Raw genomic sequence first — 17,903 nt, forward strand, 5'->3', positions numbered from 1 at the left:
AATAGTAATTCTCATCAATGGACGTCCATAGTAACTCATCTTGGCGCAAGGGGAGGGGGGTTGACAGTAGAAGGATTTGATGTTGAAAAAAATATAAAAAGAAAAAGCCGAGAAAATGATACCATTTTCTCGGCTCTGTTTATCAATTATAGCCCCAGATCATTGCGAATAATGTACCAATGATTGTGACAACACCTACGAATACTGAATATAAAATCGTTGTATATAACGTTTTCTTGTCTTCAGATTCACCGATGTGCATGAATAATACTAATTGTACAGTTGCTTGTGCAAGAGCAGTTACAAGTAAAATACCAAATGCCATGTTAAATGACATATCAAATTTTACAACAGCTAAAGCAACAACTGTTAGTAATAGTGAGAAGCCGAAGCCCATCACGTGTTGTTTTGGGAATAATTCCTTCATCAGCTAATCAGTCCTTTCAAGTAGACGAAGCTGAAGATGAAAATCCAAACAACGTCTAGGAAGTGCCAGTACAGTGAGAAGATGAATGCTTTGTTAGCCGTTTGTGGGTTTAAACCACGGCCAGCTACTTGGATTAAGATTGCAACGCCCCAGAAGAAACCGAATGTTACGTGGGCACCGTGCGTACCAAGTAAAGTCATTAATGCAGATAAGAATGCACTTGTTTGAATTGTTGCACCTTCATCAACATATGTGATAAATTCATCAATCTCAATGCCTAAGAAGCCAAGACCTAATAGAAGTGTGATGATGAAAAATGCCATCATCGCTTTTTTATTGCCAATACGCATTGCGTGAACACCAAGACCAATTGTGAAACTACTTGTTAATAATAAGAATGTTTCCCATAATACTGGTGTTAATTCGAAAATCTCAGCGCCATTTGGGCCACTACCAGTACGTGTTTGAAGTGTGAAATACACTGTAAATAGTGTGGCGAATAATACGATTTCGGCGCCAAGGAAAACCCAGAAACCGAAAATTTTCAGGCGATTTTCTTCTGTACTATATTCTAATGGAAGTGAAGAATCGATTTTCATATTATTTATCACCTCTCAAGCTTTTCTCAGTTGCCATAACTTCTTCAACTGAAATGTATCGACCATGATCTTTTTCAAATGAACGGTGAATCATGAAGCCGAATACACCAATCATACTAATGATGGCTGGAATCCATAGATTAAATACAGCGAAGAATGCTGCAAGGAAGAAGAATCCGCTCATCCAGAATGGTGTGCCAGTGTTGTTAGGCATGTGAATCTTTTCAATTTTACCGGCTGTAATATCGCGACCTTCTTTTTTCGCGAACCAGTATTCATCTAAACGAGTAACAGTTGGAACTACTGCAAAGTTATATTCTGGTACTGGAGAATGAGTAGCCCATTCTAACGTACGACCATCCCAAACATCTGCTTTTTCATTACGAGGCATATGTTTCCAGCTGTAGTAAATGTTATATACGATTAACGCAAAGCCGACAGCAAGACCGATACCACCGATGAACGACAGCATGTTTAATGGACCGTAACCAGTTGACTCAGAGTAAGTGTACATACGACGAGCGTAACCATCTAAACCTAAAATGAATAGAGGGAAGAATGTTACGTTAAAGCATACTGCGATGAACCAGAAACCAGCTTTACCTAGTTTTTCATTCAAACGGAAACCGAACATTTTTGGCCACCAGTAGTGGTAACCTGCAAGTACACCGAATACTGTACCTGGAATTAATACATAGTGGAAGTGGGCAACTAAGAACATCGTATTATGATATTGATAGTCGGCACTTGCCATTGCAAGCATTACCCCTGTAACCCCACCAATTGTGAAGATTGGAATAAAGCCAAGCGCATAAAGCATAGGAGTAGTAAATTGAATTTTACCGTGTCTCATAGTGAGTAACCAGTTAAATATTTTAACCCCTGTTGGAACAGCGATTGCCATTGTTGTAATAGAGAATACACTGTTTACCATTACACCGTGACCCATTGTATAGAAGTGGTGGGCCCATACTAAGAATGATAGTAATGAAATAACGACCATACTCATAACCATTGATTTATAGCCGTATAAGTTTTTACGTGCAAATGTAGCAATGATTTCAGAGAAGATACCGAAAGCAGGTAGGATAACGATATAAACCTCAGGATGTCCCCAAACCCAGAATAGGTTGGCCCAAAGCATATCCATACCACCATTTTGCATTGCAAAGAATTGAGTACCGAATTGACGGTCTAACATCATTAAAGCAAGTGCTACAGTTAAAACTGGGAATGCAAATACGATAATAATGTTTGTAATTAAAATTGACCAAGTGAACATTGGCATTTTCATTAATGTCATACCAGGTGCACGCATTTTAATGATTGTTGCGATGAAGTTAACACCAGTCATTAACGTACCAATCCCTGATAATTGTAAAGCTAAAGAATAGTAGTTGTTCCCAACAGTTGGACTGAATTCTGTCCCAGCTAGTGGGAAGTAAGCTGTCCAACCAGCATCAGGTGAACCACCAATGATAAATGATAGGTTTAGTAAACCACAACCAGCTGCAAATAACCAGAAGCTGACTGCATTCAGACGTGGGAAGGCAACGTCACGTGCACCAATTTGCAGTGGGATAACAACGTTCATTAAACCAATTACGAATGGCATAGCCATGAATAAAATCATTAATAAACCGTGTGTTGTGAAAATTTCATTATAGTGTTGTGCATCAAGAAGTCCATTATCAGGAACTGCTGTTTGTGCACGCATTAATAGTGCATCGATACCGCCACGGAATAGCATCAAAAGTGCTACAGCGATATACATAATACCGATTTTTTTATGGTCAACAGTTGATAGCCAGTTTTTGTAGAAATAGCCCCATTTTTTGAAATACGTAAGGCCAGCTACAATAACCACTGCTCCAACTACGATACTAATAGCTGCCGCTAAAATCATCGGTTCTTGCATAGGATGGAATACTTCTTCCATACTCATTGGATGCGCTCCTTTCAGGTGTAAAAATTAATGTGAATGTGATTCTTCAGATTGTTTCCCGTGATCCATTTTAGAGTGATCCATTTCTTTTTCAGACATGTTCATGTCACTATGATCCATGTCGCCCATTTTCATGTGTTCACTGTGTTCCATTGGAGCAGGTCTAAATTCTAAGTGTGTAGATGAATAGCTTGAACGACCAACGTGTTCTGCTTTTAATAGTTCATCAAATTTTTCTTCTGTTAATGGTTTTTCTTTTGCTTTTACATCAGATGCCCATTTGTCGAAGTCTTCTTGTGTCATAGATTGCGCTTCAAATTCCATTTCAGCAAAACCGCGACCGCTAAAGTTAGAGTTACGGCCCATGTATGAACCAACCTCATCTGCAGCAAGGTGAATAGTTGTTAACATGTCACTCATCGCATATTTTTGACCAGCTAATTGCGGAATCCAGAAACTTGTGATTGGTCCGAAAGAGTAAAGTTTGAACTCAATTGGACGGTCTGTTGGAATATTTACATAGTTTACAGTTTCAATCCCTTGTTCTGGATAGCTAAAATGCCATTTCCAGTTAGAAGATGATGCGTAAATAACAAGTGGCTCTTTATTGTCATAACCATCTGGTGTTGCCTCTACAGTACTTGTTGTTCTTACAGTAACAATTGCTAAGAATGCCACTATGATAATAGGGATAACTGTCCATATTATTTCAAGTAGATGACTACCCTCTTCGTGAGGAGGCTCATAATCGGCAGATGCTTTAGAAGCACGGTATTTTGTTAGCATAAATGCTAAAAGCACGTACACGACTAGTAATATAAAGGCCATTGTAATAATGGATAAAATAATTGTGTCTGATAATGTTTTGGCATTTGGCCCTTTTGGATCAAAGATTGTTAGGGGTTCACAGCCAGCAAGAACTGCAAGCGCACCAAATGCAAGAAACATTAAGCTTAACTTTTTCTTCATGTTTGACTCCTTTCTATAAAACGGCTATTCATAAATTTCATGTGTTTATATGGTTGATTCGAATTTACAAATAGTGGGTAATAAGGTCACCTCTTTTAGTTGTTGTACCAATCAAATAATCAGAAATACTTACAATGGCATGGTTCATAATGAAACATTGAATATTGAATCTATATTTGATTGGTCTAGTGCAAGCGTTCGCAAAAGCATTAATCTGTGTAATCGATTTTTAAACAATGTGTCATAATCGATCGACACAAATGTTGTTGTTTGCACATTGGATTATACGCCCGTTTTACAAAAAAAAAATTATTTTTTTATATTTTTAATAATAAAGTAGGGAAGAATATGAACATTTTTTGAACAAAAATCGTTATTTCAATATTAGTATTTTTGTGTTTAATATAATAAACACTGTTAGAACGTTGAAAACACTGAGTTTCTCATCTTTGATTATGTAAATAGTTTTTTTTGTGAAAATATCATTTCACATTTTAGACGTCTTTTTGTAATAAAGTCGCCGTAAAATTAAGATGTTCAATGCTTTTTTGTTGCGTTTTTTTAAAAAATGAAATTATGAAAAGTGGAATTGTGGATATATCAGGATAAACTTTCAATGTAAGGGATGATTGGAAAGGGGTATTTCGGAAACTACTATTAATTATGTTAATATAATAACACACTTCCATATATTGTATTCAATATATTTTATCCGAAAAGTAAAAATAGCAAACTAAGGATATTCCTGGTTTGCTATTTTTGGCTATAGAGAAGAAAATAAATGTTCGAAGCAGAAAGAAAGTGAAATTCCTATTCGCGCCAGATTTCTAAGCGCCGAGCTTTAACCATTTTGCTACTTGTCCATAGATAGTATTTTGAAGTTTTGGGGCTAGGTTATTCATTTTTAATGCAAAATATAATGTTTTCATTACATTCAATGTGCATGTACGTCCGCTGAAAAAGGCATCGTTATAGCCTTGTGTCACTAAATGCATTTCAAATTTATCAAATACTTGTTCAACAAATTCTATTAACGCTTCCTCGGAGTAGTTACGAGCTAATAACGCTTCAATAATATTAATTAGGCGTTCCTCCTCGTCGTTGACAAAGACAATATCCTTCCAAGTAACAAGTTTCAATGCATGCAAAATTAACGGCGCATGTTGTAGATCAAATTTAGGGTGTTTAATCGTCATTGCTGCTAAATCTGCACCATGTGCAATGCTATGCGCCCAACCCTTATCTTGAACATAACCTCTCGTATCTTTTTCCAATAATAAAAAGCGGCCAATCTTTTGAAAGAAAATTTGTAGACGATCATCATGTAAAATCAGTAACTCAGCATCTTTTGCAAGAATACTTGCTACAAGTAAAGCGGAAAACGAACGAGTGAAGACACTATCCGTCATTTCTTCACCTATGTTTAAATATAAAAAATCGTCGCTTATTGCAGTATCAAATAAATACTGTATCTGTTCGGTGCTCAGTAAATTGTCGCTAAGTATATCAATAAAAGTACGGTAAATTAATTTGTCTCGTAGTTCTGCATCTGGTGAACCAATGTGTGTTAACATTTCTTGTAACATCCAATCGCCATTTTGTCCCATAAATTGTTGTCGCGCTGAATAAGTCATTGTTGAAAATGATTGTAATGTATTTTTGATATCCATATGTAATTCCCCCGAAGTAAAGTTCATTCTCTAGTAAAGCATTTTTTATTCTTTGGTGATTACTCATCCTTTTACCAATTCGAAGACATACTAAAAATGCTTATAAGGAACGGTCTTTTTTATTATAACGCTTCAACGTTAAATTTGTTGATTGGTGAAGTTTTCTAGTGATATAGGAGTATATTCACAATAGGAATTCCAGAAGTAAGAGAAAGTTGATATGATAGACAAGCAACGAAAAGGGATAGACTTATTAATGGAGAGCACAATAAAAGACATACCTATTTAAGTATGTCCCATCCTCGTTATGATATAACGGTTGACTTTATAGCAAGCGGCCATTCCGTAAAGGTATTTTGATTGGTTTTTAATTCTACAAGAATATTCGCATTTTTAATGGCATCGATGAGCCATTCACTATAATGAAGTTTTGGTTGAGAATGTTGTAAGATTTGTTGCATTTCTTTTATGTCGATACTTAGAAGTTTATAGTTGCATTCAATGTGGACACTTTGGGGAATAATAAAAAGTGACTCATGTTGGTGTCCGAGTGAAATGGAGCCAGGAATGTGACCTTGAATACTTATAATATGTGTAATGGCTTCTTGCATGTATAAATCAATCTTTGTCCGTGTGAGTATGTTGAATTCAATAGGACAATCCTTCTGATGGGGACCGTCCGCTGTAGAAAACGAAACAACTTGAATTGATAGTGCCTCAAACATAGGAGAGATGCTACTATCAAATTCACTAACCGTATCCATTAATTGCATGTATTCCACTCCTTGTGAAGAACTTTTTTTAAAATACAGTAGAAGCTAAGATGGCTGCCTGTATGTAATAAATGAAAGAGATATTATTCATTATAATACAATTTATTACAAAATATGAAATGCATTGTTGTGGTGAGGATTCATATAGAACGAATGCGTAAAATCGTGGTAAAGAGGTGAGAAAAATGACAAAGCGAAAACGACATGTTATCAAACATGACAATATTGTTGTTTTTCCTGGTGCTGTTCAAACATTAATACGTGAAGGACATATGTATGCGGAAAATTATCAATATGAAGAGGCTGTAGCAAGTTTTGAAAAAGCGTTCTTATATGAAGCTGGAGATGAAATTGCGTTAAGTGCCTATGCGTATGCTTTATATGAATTAAAAGCATACGATAAAGTTAAAAATGTTTGTGAGCAATTATTTGCTATGGGAACGACATTGTATGTGGAAGTAATGGAACTGTACGTTACAGTATGTATGCAGTTAAAAGAATACAATCAAGTAGAGTCATTAATTACGACATTAATGGAAGAAAACGTGCTTCCCGAAGATCAACTTGAGAAATTTGAACGCTTAAGAAGTTTGAACCAAGAGGTAGCAAGGAACCTCCAAAAAAAAGAGGATGCTAACCGATTGGTAGAAGACCAAGAATATGAACTTTCGAAATTTAGTGCTTTAACACCAGACGAACAATCTATTCGACTGCATCGCTTAATGGAAACGAATGTACGGCAATTAAAAACAGCATTAAAAGATATTATTGAATGTCCAACAATCCATCCATTTGTTCAGAGCTTAGCACTAATTCTATTAGTTGAACAAGAAGTGTCAATAGATATTACTGTCTCCAAATTTAATAAAACAAAGATTATTAATCCAATTAATTTAGTCTTACCAAATCAGTTGCCTCAATATATAGAAGTAAAAAAAATAATAGAAAATAAATTAGAGCAAGATCCATCGACGTTGGAAATGGTACAATATTTAATGGCGAAGCATGCCATTGTGACATTTCCGTTTGAATGGCAATCATTCGAAGCTGATGATATAGCCTATGGTTATATTGACTTTGTACAATCTATGCTTGGAAAAGTACAGGAAATGGACTATGAAATCATCGGATTTTTACAAATGTTAGAAAAACTAACAGAACTACATGAAGTATGAAATAAGTTGAAACTATACGCATCTATGTTATACTAAAATGGTTGTCAAAATCGTAGTAACGAATGAATTGTCTAACATTAAACTTGATTATTTATTTGGAGGTATTTATACATGTCAGCAAAATGGGAAAAACAAGAAGGTAATATCGGTACTCTTACAATCGAAGTACCTGCTGCAGAAGTAGATGCAGCAATGGACCAAGCGTTCAAAAAAGTAGTAAAACAAATTAACGTACCAGGTTTCCGTAAAGGAAAAATGCCTCGTAAGATGTTTGAACAACGTTTTGGTATTGAATCTTTATACCAAGATGCATTAGAAATCATCGTTCCTGATTCTTATGCGAAAGCTATCGATGAAGCTGGTATTATGCCAGTTGATTACCCAGAAATTTCTGGTACAGAAAACTTCGTACACGGTAAAGATTTCTCATTTACTGCTCAAGTAACTGTGAAACCAGAACCAAAACTTGGTGAGTACAAAGGTTTAGAAGTTGCGAAACTTCCAGTAGATGTTACTGACGAAGAAGTAGAAGCACAAATTCAAGACCAATTAGCTCGTAAAGCAGAACTTGAAATTAAAGAAGATGAAGCTATCGTAGAAGGCGATACAGCTACTATCGACTTTGAAGGTTTCGTAGGTGAAGAAGCATTTGAAGGTGGTAAAGGTGAAGACTATCCACTAGAAATCGGTTCAGGCTCATTCATCCCAGGCTTTGAAGAGCAACTTGTAGGTGTAAAAACTGGTGAATCTAAAGACGTAGTTGTTACTTTCCCAGAAGAATACCATGCAGCTGAATTAGCTGGTAAAGAAGCTACTTTCAAAGTAACTGTAAAAGAAGTTAAAACAAAAGTTCTTCCAGAATTAAACGATGAATTCGCTAAAGAGTTAGACCCAGAAGTTGAAGGTGTCGAAGCTTTACGCGCTAAAATCAAAGAGCAAACTGCTGAGCAAAAACAAGCTGAATCTGATGCAGCACTTCGTGATCAATTAGTTGAAAAAGCTGCTGAAAATGCAGAATTTGAAGTGCCAGCTGGTATGATTAACTCTGAAACTGATCGTATGTTACAAGAATTTGGTCAACGTCTACAAATGCAAGGTATGAACTTAGACCTTTACTACCAATTCTCAGGTCAATCAGAAGAAGATTTACGTGGACAAATGAAAGAAGAAGCTCAAAACCGTGTACGTGTATCTTTAACACTTGAAGCGATTGCTGAAGCTGAAAAAATTGAAGCAACTGAAGCTGATATTGAAGCTGAATTAGAAAAAATGACTGCTCAATTTAACATGACTAAAGACCAAATTACTGGAGCTTTAGGCGGTACAGCAGTTCTTGAAAACGACATTAAAATTCAAAAAACAGTTGAATTTTTAGTAGAAAACGCTAAAATTACTGAATAGGATTTTTTTGTAACTGGATAGAAAAATGAAACAAGGTACGGCATTAAACCGTGCCTTGTTTTATCACATATTTTTTATTTAGGCTCAGCGAGTTCCCCTTTAGAGTTAGTTTGATTAATTATATGATGAATATGACGACTACCTTCACCACAAAGAGCATACTCCAAAAGGAAATACTTTTTTGAAAAGGGGATAGGCAAAGGTCTTACACTTCTCTAATACATAGTATTGTTTGACTTTTCACACGATGCTAAATTTAACTTTATTCAGTAGAGAAAAGACTTAAGTTTATTGATGTCTCAATTCTTCCAAATGAGGAACTACGAAATACATCCTCCTCTGAATGAAGTTAAGCCTCTGGCAAATAGAATAGATTTTAAAAAATGGCAAGTTTTCATTCGGGTAACTTAAGTTGTACTGCCGACAAATGGCATGGGTCAGAGAGCTTGGAAAATAAAAGCTCCCTGGTCGCTAGAGGTTTCTGAAGAATCAGTCAGTTATATATGATACAGTTGATCAGCGGAATTCAGGCTCATCACTAGCGGAGCTAAAACGTGACAAGTCAGAACGTCACATGTTGATGATGCAAGTGAATGAATGGGCATCTTTGTGGTACAATGAATGTCGAAACTTTTTTGAAATCTGGAATCTTAAATGCCATGGTGTAAATAGATGCAGACAATTTATTTGATAATGATTCAATAATCTTGTAAGATTGTTGCTTGAATAGGGGTGAAACATATTGTTCAAATTTAATGATGAAAAAGGCAATTTAAAATGCTCATTCTGTGGAAAACCACAAGAACAGGTACGTAAATTAGTGGCAGGTCCTGGTGTTTATATTTGTGATGAATGTATCGAGCTTTGTTCAGAAATCGTTGTAGAGGAACTGGGCGTTGAAGAAGAAATTGAATTCCAAGATATTCCAAAACCGAAAGAAATCTTAACGATTTTAGATGACTATGTAATCGGACAAGAACGTGCTAAAAAAGCTTTAGCAGTTGCGGTTTACAATCACTACAAACGCATTAATACGAATAGTAAAATTGATGATGTAGAATTAGCAAAATCGAACATTGTGTTAATCGGCCCAACTGGTAGCGGTAAAACTTTATTGGCCCAAACATTGGCACGTATATTAAACGTTCCTTTTGCAATTGCAGATGCTACTTCTCTTACAGAAGCTGGCTATGTTGGTGAGGACGTTGAAAATATCTTATTAAAATTAATTCAATCCGCAGATTACGATATCGAGCGTGCTGAAAAAGGAATCATCTATATTGATGAAATCGATAAAGTTGCACGCAAATCCGAAAATCCATCTATTACACGTGATGTTTCTGGTGAAGGCGTACAACAAGCGCTTCTAAAAATTTTAGAAGGAACTGTTGCAAGTGTTCCACCTCAAGGTGGTCGTAAGCATCCTCACCAAGAGTTTTTACAAATCGATACGACAAACATCTTATTTATTGTAGGCGGAGCATTTGATGGAATAGAATCCATTATTAAACGTCGTCAGGGTGAAAAAGTAATTGGCTTCGGTTCAGATCCAAACAAAATTGATATGGATGAAAGCTCAATTATGGCAAAGCTGATTCCAGAGGATTTGTTGAAATTTGGTCTAATTCCAGAATTCATCGGTCGATTACCAGTACTTGCAAGTCTAGAACAATTAAACGAGGCTGCGCTTGTACAAATTTTAACTGAGCCTAAAAATGCACTAGCTAAGCAATATCAAAAAATGCTTGAACTAGATGGTGTTGAGCTTGAGTTTGATGAAGGTGCTCTTTCTGAAATTGCAAAAGAAGCAATTGAACGAAAAACAGGTGCACGCGGTCTTCGTTCAATTATTGAGTCAACAATGCTTGAAGTAATGTACGAACTACCTTCACGCGAAGATGTGAAAAAATGTATCATTACGGCAAAAACAATTACGGATAAAGAAAAACCGAAATTGCTTCTTGAAGATGGCACTGAACTCGATGAAGGTAGCGACACAAAAACTTCAGCATAACGAACAGACGTGGAAGTCTATTGTTATGGGATAAAGAGTAATTTAGCTGACTTCGATTGTGCAATATTCGCACATATCGATAGTCAGCTTTTTATTCATTCATACATAAAGCCCACTGTAGTTAGATGAAATTTTTGGCTCAATTGATTAACTAGTGTGAATCAGCTTTTTAGACACATACTAGTAGCGTGGGAGTGAATAAGAAAATTTTAACGGAGGTGAATACCCGCATGGTGACAATACAAAAAACAACAAATGTACCATTATTGCCTTTACGTGGACTTTTAGTTTACCCGTCGATGGTGTTACATATTGATGTGGGTAGAAATCGTTCTGTAGCGGCGCTAGAACAAGCGATGTTAGAGGACCAATTGATATTATTAGTAACACAAAAAGAAGTTCATGATGAACAGCCTGATGAGCAAGATCTATATTCAGTTGGTACGATGGCATATGTCAAACAGATGCTAAAATTACCGAATGGAACACTGCGTATTTTAGTGGAAGGTGTAGCGCGTGCAACATGGTCTAATTATCAGGCATTAGAAAAATATACGATGGTTGATATTGATGTTAAAGAGGAAACAAATGGTAAAGATGTTGAAACACAGGCTTTAATGCGTACGTTGTTAACGTATTTTGAAAGATACGCAAAATCCTCCAATAAGATTACATCTGAAACCATTAGTACTGTGGCAGACATTGAAGAACCAGGTCGTTTAGCAGACATCATTGCATCGCATTTACCGTTTAAGATTGCAGATAAACAAGAAGTGTTGGAAATATTTAGTGTGAAGAAGCGTTTAGACCATTTAATTATTCGCTTACATGACGAGCAAGAAGTACTTGAGCTAGAGAAGAAAATTAATACAAAAGTTAAGCAATCGATGGAGCGTACGCAAAAGGAATATTATTTACGTGAACAAATGAAAGCTATTCAAACTGAGCTAGGAGATCGTGAAGGAAAAACTGGCGAAGTAGCTGAATTACGTAAACGTATTAACGAAATAGGTTTGCCTGAAACAACGGAAGAAGTAGTGCTTAAAGAGTTGGATCGATACGAGAAGATCCCAGCAGCTAGTGCAGAGAGCGGTGTAATCCGAAACTATATTGATTGGATTATATCACTACCATGGAAAAATGCGACTGAAGATCGCATGAGTATCGAACATGCAGAGAACATTTTAAATCGTGATCATGACGGATTAGAAAAAGTAAAAGAACGTATATTAGAATATTTAGCTGTACGTCAGTTGAAAAATTCGTTACGTGGACCAATACTTTGTTTAGCTGGCCCTCCAGGTGTAGGTAAAACATCATTAGCTCGATCCATTGCAGAAAGCTTGGATCGCAAATTTATCCGTATTTCATTAGGTGGCGTACGTGACGAATCGGAAATTCGTGGTCATCGACGTACGTATGTTGGAGCAATGCCAGGTCGTATTATCCAAGGGATGAAAAAGGCAGGGACAATTAATCCTGTATTCCTTCTTGATGAAATTGATAAAATGTCTAATGATTTTAGAGGAGATCCAGCAGCAGCAATGCTGGAAGTTTTAGACCCAGCTCAAAATAATACATTTAGTGATCATTACATCGAAGAACCTTATGATTTATCAAATGTATTGTTTATAGCAACTGCCAATGATTTAAGTACAATTCCTGGGCCGTTACTAGATCGTATGGAAGTGATCTCAATTGCTGGTTATACAGAAATTGAAAAAGAGCAAATTACGAAAAATCATTTAATACCAAAACAATTAAAAGAGCATGGCTTGAAAAAAACACAAGTTATTATAAAAGATGAAGCAGTAATGGATATCATCCGTTATTATACGCGTGAAGCAGGTGTTCGAGGATTAGAGCGTCAAATTGCAACCTTATGTCGTAAAGTCGCTAAAATCATCGTTTCCGGTGAGAAAAAGCGAGTAACAGTAAGCTCGAAATCGTTAGAGGAATTACTCGGAAAACACCGTTTCAGATATGGACAAGCAGAAGAGGAAAATCAAATCGGTGTAGCTACTGGACTTGCTTATACAACTGTGGGTGGTGATACATTACAAATTGAGGTATCATTAACACCTGGTAAAGGAAAATTGCAGTTAACTGGGAAGTTAGGCGATGTTATGAAGGAATCTGCTCAAACAGCTTTATCGTACGTCCGTACAAAAATGGACGATCTAAAAGTGGATGCAGAATATTTTGAAACACATGATATTCATATTCACGTTCCTGAAGGAGCTGTGCCGAAAGATGGACCTTCCGCAGGTATTACGATGGCAACCGCAATTGTTTCTGCAATTTTACACCGTCCAATACGCCGTGAAGTCGGCATGACAGGTGAAATTACATTACGTGGGCGTGTACTGCCAATTGGTGGCTTAAAGGAAAAAACACTCAGTGCGCATCGAGCGGGCTTAACGACAATTATTTGTCCGAAAGATAATGAGCGAGATATTGAGGATATTCCTGAAAGTGTACGCGAACAACTAACATTTAAACTAGTGTCATCGGCTGATGAAGTATTAGCCCATGCACTGGACGGAGGTTTATAAGAAAATGAAAGTCCATAACGTAGAAATGGTCATAAGTGCTGTAAGACCAGACCAATATCCAGAAGATGGACTGCCAGAATTTGCGCTAGCCGGTCGTTCAAATGTGGGAAAATCCTCATTTATCAACCGAATGATCGGTCGTAAAGCTTTAGCGCGTATTTCTTCTAAGCCCGGAAAAACACAAACACTTAATTTTTACAAAATTGAAGAGCAATTGTTTTTTGTGGACGTTCCGGGGTATGGTTATGCAAAGGTTTCAAAGACTGAGCGTGAAGCATGGGGGAAAATGATTGAGCGTTACATTACAGGGCGCAATGAATTAAAGGCAGTCGTACAAATTGTTGATTTACGTCATCCTCCTACAGCTGATGATCGCATGATGTATGATTTTTTAAAGCATTACAATATTCCTTGTATTGTCATTGCAACAAAAGCAGATAAAATCCCAAAAGGTAAATGGGATAAGCATAAAAAAGTGGTAAAAGAAACACTGGATATGGAAAAAAATGATCCGCTTATTGTTTTTTCTTCGGAAAAAGGAATTGGTTTTGAAGAAGCTTGGCGTACGATCGAAAATAAAATGTAATAAAAAAACATCTATTGAGTCTATTATTTAGGACAGTAGATGTTTTTTTTTATTAAAAATATTAGGGGAAACGCTTGATGAATGAAACAACTGACCGATAAATGAATTAGGAGGTGGACTAAATGGATATCGCAGCTTTATCGATGGCAATGAATCAAGCAAGTTTAATGCAAAATGTATCTCTAGCTGTAACGAAACAGGCAATGGAGATGCAACAGCAAAATACAGAACAATTAGTTGAAATGTTAGATGCTCCACATCCGACAGCAGGACATACAATTGACGTTCAAGTATGATAAAGCAAAGGTAGCTTGAAATTGTAAGCTACCTCTATCTTTGTGTCTAATGGTAGATTTGAAAAGAAACTAAAAGCACTAAAATGTAACTTTTTAAATAGGAAAAACTACCAATAGTACGATATACTATTGATTAATAACAATTTTTAAGGAGGCGGGATTTGTTGAAGAAGATTCCATACATACTAATGATTTTGTTACTAACAGTTCTCGGATTTTCATCAAATCAAACAGCTCATGCAGCTCAGATGGTGACTGGAACCTTTGTTGATGTAACATTTTCAGAATATGCAAATTCTAAAAATGGAGTAATAGAAAAAAAGCTTAGTAAAATTACTTTGCAAAATGAAAGTGGTCGTCAAGTTACATACAATATAAATGATAATGCCCGCCTGTATATTAATAATACAGTGACAACAATCGAGGGCTTTAAGATGGGTATGAAAGTAGAAGCGGATATTTCTCTTCGAAGCGTTGTTGAGCTTCGAGGTACGTCTAATCTGACAAATGAAACAGAATCTCCAATAGTACAAAATACTAAAATACTTGCCGGAGTAGTAACAAGTATTGATCCAAATGGCCTGTTTATTATGTTGAAGCCAGATATTGGAGAAGAAACAACCTACTATATCAATAAAGATACAAGCTACCAAAAAAACTCCTCAGCTGTTGATATTAGCTCATTATATGTTGGGGATCGCGTTAAACTTAGCCTTAAAAATCGAAACTCATCAATCGTCACAAAAATAGAGATTAGTGAGACGGGTACATTAGTTGAAAACCTATATAAAGGTGAGATACAGACGGTTAATGCCAATGCAAATAAACTAACTGTTAAAAATCAACATGCTTTTATAAATTGGCAGTTTGGTTCTGATACAACAACGGCTTTGTCAACGATGAATTTTTCATCGAAAGTTCCGATATATGTTGGAAATGCAAAAATTGATAAAGGCCAATTGAAAAATTACATTGGCAGTGAAGCGTATTATGCAACAGTTAAACAATTTGGTAAAGAAGTGATTGAAAAGATTGTTGTATTGAAAAACAATGAGCGTACCTACTATGAGCCTATGCTTTCTGTAGATACTCAATATCAATTATTAAAACTTAAATCTGCAGGTACAGTATACTTCCACAATGGAACAATTTTAATTAGAAATGGTCGTTTAATTGAACCTACTGGCTTATTAGCTTATGGTACGGCCTTTGTTATTGCAGACGGTGCTGCACGTAATCATTATGCTCAAGTTGTACAAGTAACAAGTGATAGCTTTATGTCACCAAACTTAGCGGGTCATGATTTATATTATGGACGTTTATCACAAGCAGATGGCTATTTAATTGAAGTTGATGATGCGATGAAGATTGAGTCAAATGTCTTCAAGAAAACAGAGGGTACTGTACTATCTGTTAGTAATTCAACAAAGGCAATAGTAGATGACGGTAACAAAACATTTAATGTCATGCCTGATACGGAGCTTCATTTATATGAAGGCGAATATGGATACTTCTATGTGAAGGATGGTCATGTACAGGCCGTTCATATTCTTCATAAAGCTAAGCCTGTTGCACCATTAATGTTAACTGGTAAATTACAGTCAGTTAAATCGAAATACCCTGCTGTCATTAATGTGAAGAGCGTTAGTCAATGGCAAAATGGTCGTTGGTATGAAGCTGGTGAAATGATTGATATGAATATTGATCAATCTACAATTATTAAAGCAGGCAAAGTAATACAAGCATCTGATTTAAAACCTTCTGATCGTTTAGTAGTATTATCAGATCGTTTTGTCAAAGCTCATTTAATATTAGTTGATTGATAAAATATAATTTGCGAGTCTTCTGCGAGTATGAAAAAATGTTGCCATATGAGTAGAAGACGAGCAGATTTTAACCTTTATTTTTTCAAAGGTTTTTTTGCTTATGTAAGTCCAAAAACGGTTACCTACCACAAGATTATTATGTGATCTTGTATTGATAGCTCCAGATGCGGATATGTCTGGAATGAAAGAGAGGGACAAAAAAAGAATGCGAAAACATTTATTTAAAATAATGTTAGTAGTGCTTGCTGTATTTGTTATTGGAGCTACTACCCCAGAAAATGCATCAGCTGCTTCATTAGAAACAACAGGTGCTGTAAAAAATGAATATACATATGAGGAAGCTGTTTTCATTACAGGAACACCCATTATATTTAAAGGCACTAGTAAAGACATCAAAATTACACAAAAAGAATCCAAAGGAAAGTTAACTGAAACACATAATGTAAAGCTAACAGCAAGTAACGGTGCTACACTGACTCGAAATATTGCTTATGAATCAGATGTTGTGAATTATGATACGATTGGTCAAAAAACATCGAATGGTGTAGTAAAAAAGTATACTGAGAAAATTGTTGTTGGGAAAACAACATATACATTGGTAGATTACCAATTTTCACAAGGGACAGTGACAGATAATCGAGCAGCCTCAGATTATTACTCAGGTAATGTAATTTCGAGAAAAACATATGCCTATCAAACTGGAACTGGAAAAAATACCGTCCAAAATACTGTAACAATTGAAACAGATAGTCGTCATGCGGGCTATGAAAATTTCTGGGGAGCAACAGAAACACAAATTACAGAAGCTGTTTATAATTTTAGCGATGGTAAGACAAGCCATGTGAAAAATCGTTTATCTACAAGCAAATCTCGTGTATTAAACTATGAAGAAAACCTAGGAAGTTTAGGGAGCTTTGATGGTGGATATGCGGTAGTAAGTGAAAAGGATGTTATTTCTGAATATACGTATGATTTAGCCTCAGGGCAAAAAGGTACTCTTGATTTAGATAAAGAATACATGCCGACAATTGAACGTTTAATCATTCCTAAGTTCCGCGATTTATCAAAACATTATGCGAAAGACGCTATTGAAAAATTATATTCTTTAGGTATTTACTCTGATGCAAGTAACTTCTTCTCACCAAATACCCCTATGAAGCGTATTGACTTTACAATAGCGATTGGTAAGGCAGTTGACCTACGTGTTATGGAAGAAACGAAACCGAAAAAGTCGACATCAACAACTAGTATTTTTAAAGATGTTAAACGTACGGTAAAAGACTATGCCTACATTGAATCTGCCTATAAAAAAGGAATCATTAAAGGTGTAACGCCAGAGTATTTCAAACCAAATAATCAAATTACTCGAGCACAAGCAGCTACGATATTTGTACGCGCATTAGGGCTAGAAAACAAGGCGCCGGATCCAGGCTATGTGACGAAGTTTAAGGATGATGCGCAAATTCCGAGTTATTCAAAAGACGGAATATACATTGTCAATGAGTTAGGCTTAATGACTGGTGACCCTGTAACAGGTCGATTTAATCCAAATCAACCATTAACGCGAGCACAAGCATCAGTAGTACTAGAACGTTTCTTAAATTATTTAGAAAGCGACTTAAAACAAAACTATCGAGATGACATATTGTTCTTTAATTAAAGAAAGG

General features: G+C 36.0%; 14 protein-coding genes. 8 read left to right on the top strand and 6 right to left on the bottom strand.

Features of this window, described 5'->3' with window-relative positions; genetic code table 11:
- Positions 1 to 142: 142 nt before the first annotated feature.
- The 6 genes from qoxD to MWJ95_RS12440 all read right to left on the bottom strand — a co-directional run bounded on the left by qoxD (position 143) and on the right by MWJ95_RS12440 (position 6,383).
- A complete protein-coding gene (qoxD, locus tag MWJ95_RS12415; RefSeq protein WP_249105811.1) occupies positions 143 to 427 on the bottom strand; it encodes a cytochrome aa3 quinol oxidase subunit IV in 285 nt (94 codons plus the stop codon).
- The gene (gene qoxC / locus MWJ95_RS12420) at positions 427 to 1,026 is read right to left on the bottom strand and encodes a cytochrome aa3 quinol oxidase subunit III (RefSeq protein WP_249072782.1); all 600 of its coding nucleotides are present in this window, start codon (positions 1,024 to 1,026) and stop codon (positions 427 to 429) included. The genes qoxD and qoxC overlap by 1 nt, the downstream gene beginning before the upstream one ends.
- 1 nt (position 1,027) lies before the next feature.
- A complete protein-coding gene (gene qoxB, locus MWJ95_RS12425; RefSeq protein ID WP_249072781.1) occupies positions 1,028 to 2,971 on the bottom strand; it encodes a cytochrome aa3 quinol oxidase subunit I in 1,944 nt (647 codons plus the stop codon).
- Positions 2,972 to 2,998: 27 nt separating this feature from the next.
- Entirely contained in the window at positions 2,999 to 3,940 is a 942-nt protein-coding gene (gene qoxA, locus MWJ95_RS12430) for a cytochrome aa3 quinol oxidase subunit II (RefSeq protein ID WP_249072780.1), read from the bottom strand.
- An 827-nt stretch (positions 3,941 to 4,767) separates the two neighbouring features.
- Positions 4,768 to 5,610 carry a DUF2785 domain-containing protein gene (locus MWJ95_RS12435; protein ID WP_249105814.1) on the bottom strand — a complete coding sequence of 281 codons (843 nt, stop codon included), beginning with the start codon at positions 5,608 to 5,610 and terminating at the stop codon, positions 4,768 to 4,770.
- A gap of 305 nt (positions 5,611 to 5,915) precedes the next feature.
- Complete coding sequence (locus MWJ95_RS12440; protein WP_249072778.1) at positions 5,916 to 6,383, bottom strand: hypothetical protein; 468 nt, start codon at positions 6,381 to 6,383, stop codon at positions 5,916 to 5,918.
- A 185-nt stretch (positions 6,384 to 6,568) separates the two neighbouring features.
- On the opposite strand from MWJ95_RS12440, the gene MWJ95_RS12445 reads away from it, so the two are divergent.
- The 8 genes from MWJ95_RS12445 (at position 6,569) to MWJ95_RS12480 (ending at position 17,896) form a co-directional block, all read left to right on the top strand.
- Positions 6,569 to 7,558, top strand: a complete 990-nt coding sequence (locus MWJ95_RS12445) for a CDC27 family protein (RefSeq protein ID WP_249072777.1) — start codon at positions 6,569 to 6,571, stop codon at positions 7,556 to 7,558.
- 111 nt (positions 7,559 to 7,669) lie between these two features.
- The gene (gene tig, locus MWJ95_RS12450; RefSeq protein WP_249072776.1) at positions 7,670 to 8,959 is read left to right on the top strand and encodes a trigger factor; all 1,290 of its coding nucleotides are present in this window, start codon (positions 7,670 to 7,672) and stop codon (positions 8,957 to 8,959) included.
- Between the two features lie 742 nt (positions 8,960 to 9,701).
- Positions 9,702 to 10,973, top strand: coding sequence for an ATP-dependent protease ATP-binding subunit ClpX (clpX, locus tag MWJ95_RS12455; RefSeq protein WP_249072775.1), 1,272 nt, complete (start codon positions 9,702 to 9,704; stop codon positions 10,971 to 10,973).
- Positions 10,974 to 11,203: 230 nt separating this feature from the next.
- The gene (gene lon / locus MWJ95_RS12460; protein WP_249105817.1) at positions 11,204 to 13,528 is read left to right on the top strand and encodes an endopeptidase La; all 2,325 of its coding nucleotides are present in this window, start codon (positions 11,204 to 11,206) and stop codon (positions 13,526 to 13,528) included.
- Between the two features lie 4 nt (positions 13,529 to 13,532).
- On the top strand, positions 13,533 to 14,114 hold the full coding sequence (yihA, locus tag MWJ95_RS12465; RefSeq protein ID WP_249072773.1) for a ribosome biogenesis GTP-binding protein YihA/YsxC: 582 nt from the start codon (positions 13,533 to 13,535) through the stop codon (positions 14,112 to 14,114).
- 122 nt (positions 14,115 to 14,236) lie between these two features.
- Positions 14,237 to 14,410 (top strand): YjfB family protein, encoded by a 174-nt coding sequence (locus MWJ95_RS12470; protein ID WP_249072772.1) that lies wholly within the window; start codon positions 14,237 to 14,239, stop codon positions 14,408 to 14,410.
- 164 nt (positions 14,411 to 14,574) lie between these two features.
- Positions 14,575 to 16,233: a hypothetical protein gene (locus MWJ95_RS12475; RefSeq protein WP_249072771.1), complete on the top strand. Its 1,659-nt coding sequence runs from the start codon at positions 14,575 to 14,577 to the stop codon at positions 16,231 to 16,233.
- Positions 16,234 to 16,441: 208 nt separating this feature from the next.
- The gene (locus MWJ95_RS12480) at positions 16,442 to 17,896 is read left to right on the top strand and encodes an S-layer homology domain-containing protein (protein WP_249072770.1); all 1,455 of its coding nucleotides are present in this window, start codon (positions 16,442 to 16,444) and stop codon (positions 17,894 to 17,896) included.
- Positions 17,897 to 17,903 lie beyond the last annotated feature (7 nt).

It is taken from the genome of Lysinibacillus sp. Bpr_S20 (genome assembly GCF_023337835.1).
Lineage (GTDB): Bacteria > Bacillota > Bacilli > Bacillales_A > Planococcaceae > Lysinibacillus.

Coding starts and splice junctions, on each gene's coding strand:
- qoxD (WP_249105811.1), bottom strand. CDS start 427: ATGAAGGAATTATTCCCAAAACAACACGTGATGGGCTTCGGCTTCTCA.
- qoxC (WP_249072782.1), bottom strand. CDS start 1,026: ATGAAAATCGATTCTTCACTTCCATTAGAATATAGTACAGAAGAAAAT.
- qoxB (WP_249072781.1), bottom strand. CDS start 2,971: ATGAGTATGGAAGAAGTATTCCATCCTATGCAAGAACCGATGATTTTA.
- qoxA (WP_249072780.1), bottom strand. CDS start 3,940: ATGAAGAAAAAGTTAAGCTTAATGTTTCTTGCATTTGGTGCGCTTGCA.
- MWJ95_RS12435 (WP_249105814.1), bottom strand. CDS start 5,610: ATGGATATCAAAAATACATTACAATCATTTTCAACAATGACTTATTCA.
- MWJ95_RS12440 (WP_249072778.1), bottom strand. CDS start 6,383: ATGCAATTAATGGATACGGTTAGTGAATTTGATAGTAGCATCTCTCCT.
- MWJ95_RS12445 (WP_249072777.1), top strand. CDS start 6,569: ATGACAAAGCGAAAACGACATGTTATCAAACATGACAATATTGTTGTT.
- tig (WP_249072776.1), top strand. CDS start 7,670: ATGTCAGCAAAATGGGAAAAACAAGAAGGTAATATCGGTACTCTTACA.
- lon (WP_249105817.1), top strand. CDS start 11,204: ATGGTGACAATACAAAAAACAACAAATGTACCATTATTGCCTTTACGT.
- yihA (WP_249072773.1), top strand. CDS start 13,533: ATGAAAGTCCATAACGTAGAAATGGTCATAAGTGCTGTAAGACCAGAC.
- MWJ95_RS12470 (WP_249072772.1), top strand. CDS start 14,237: ATGGATATCGCAGCTTTATCGATGGCAATGAATCAAGCAAGTTTAATG.
- MWJ95_RS12480 (WP_249072770.1), top strand. CDS start 16,442: ATGCGAAAACATTTATTTAAAATAATGTTAGTAGTGCTTGCTGTATTT.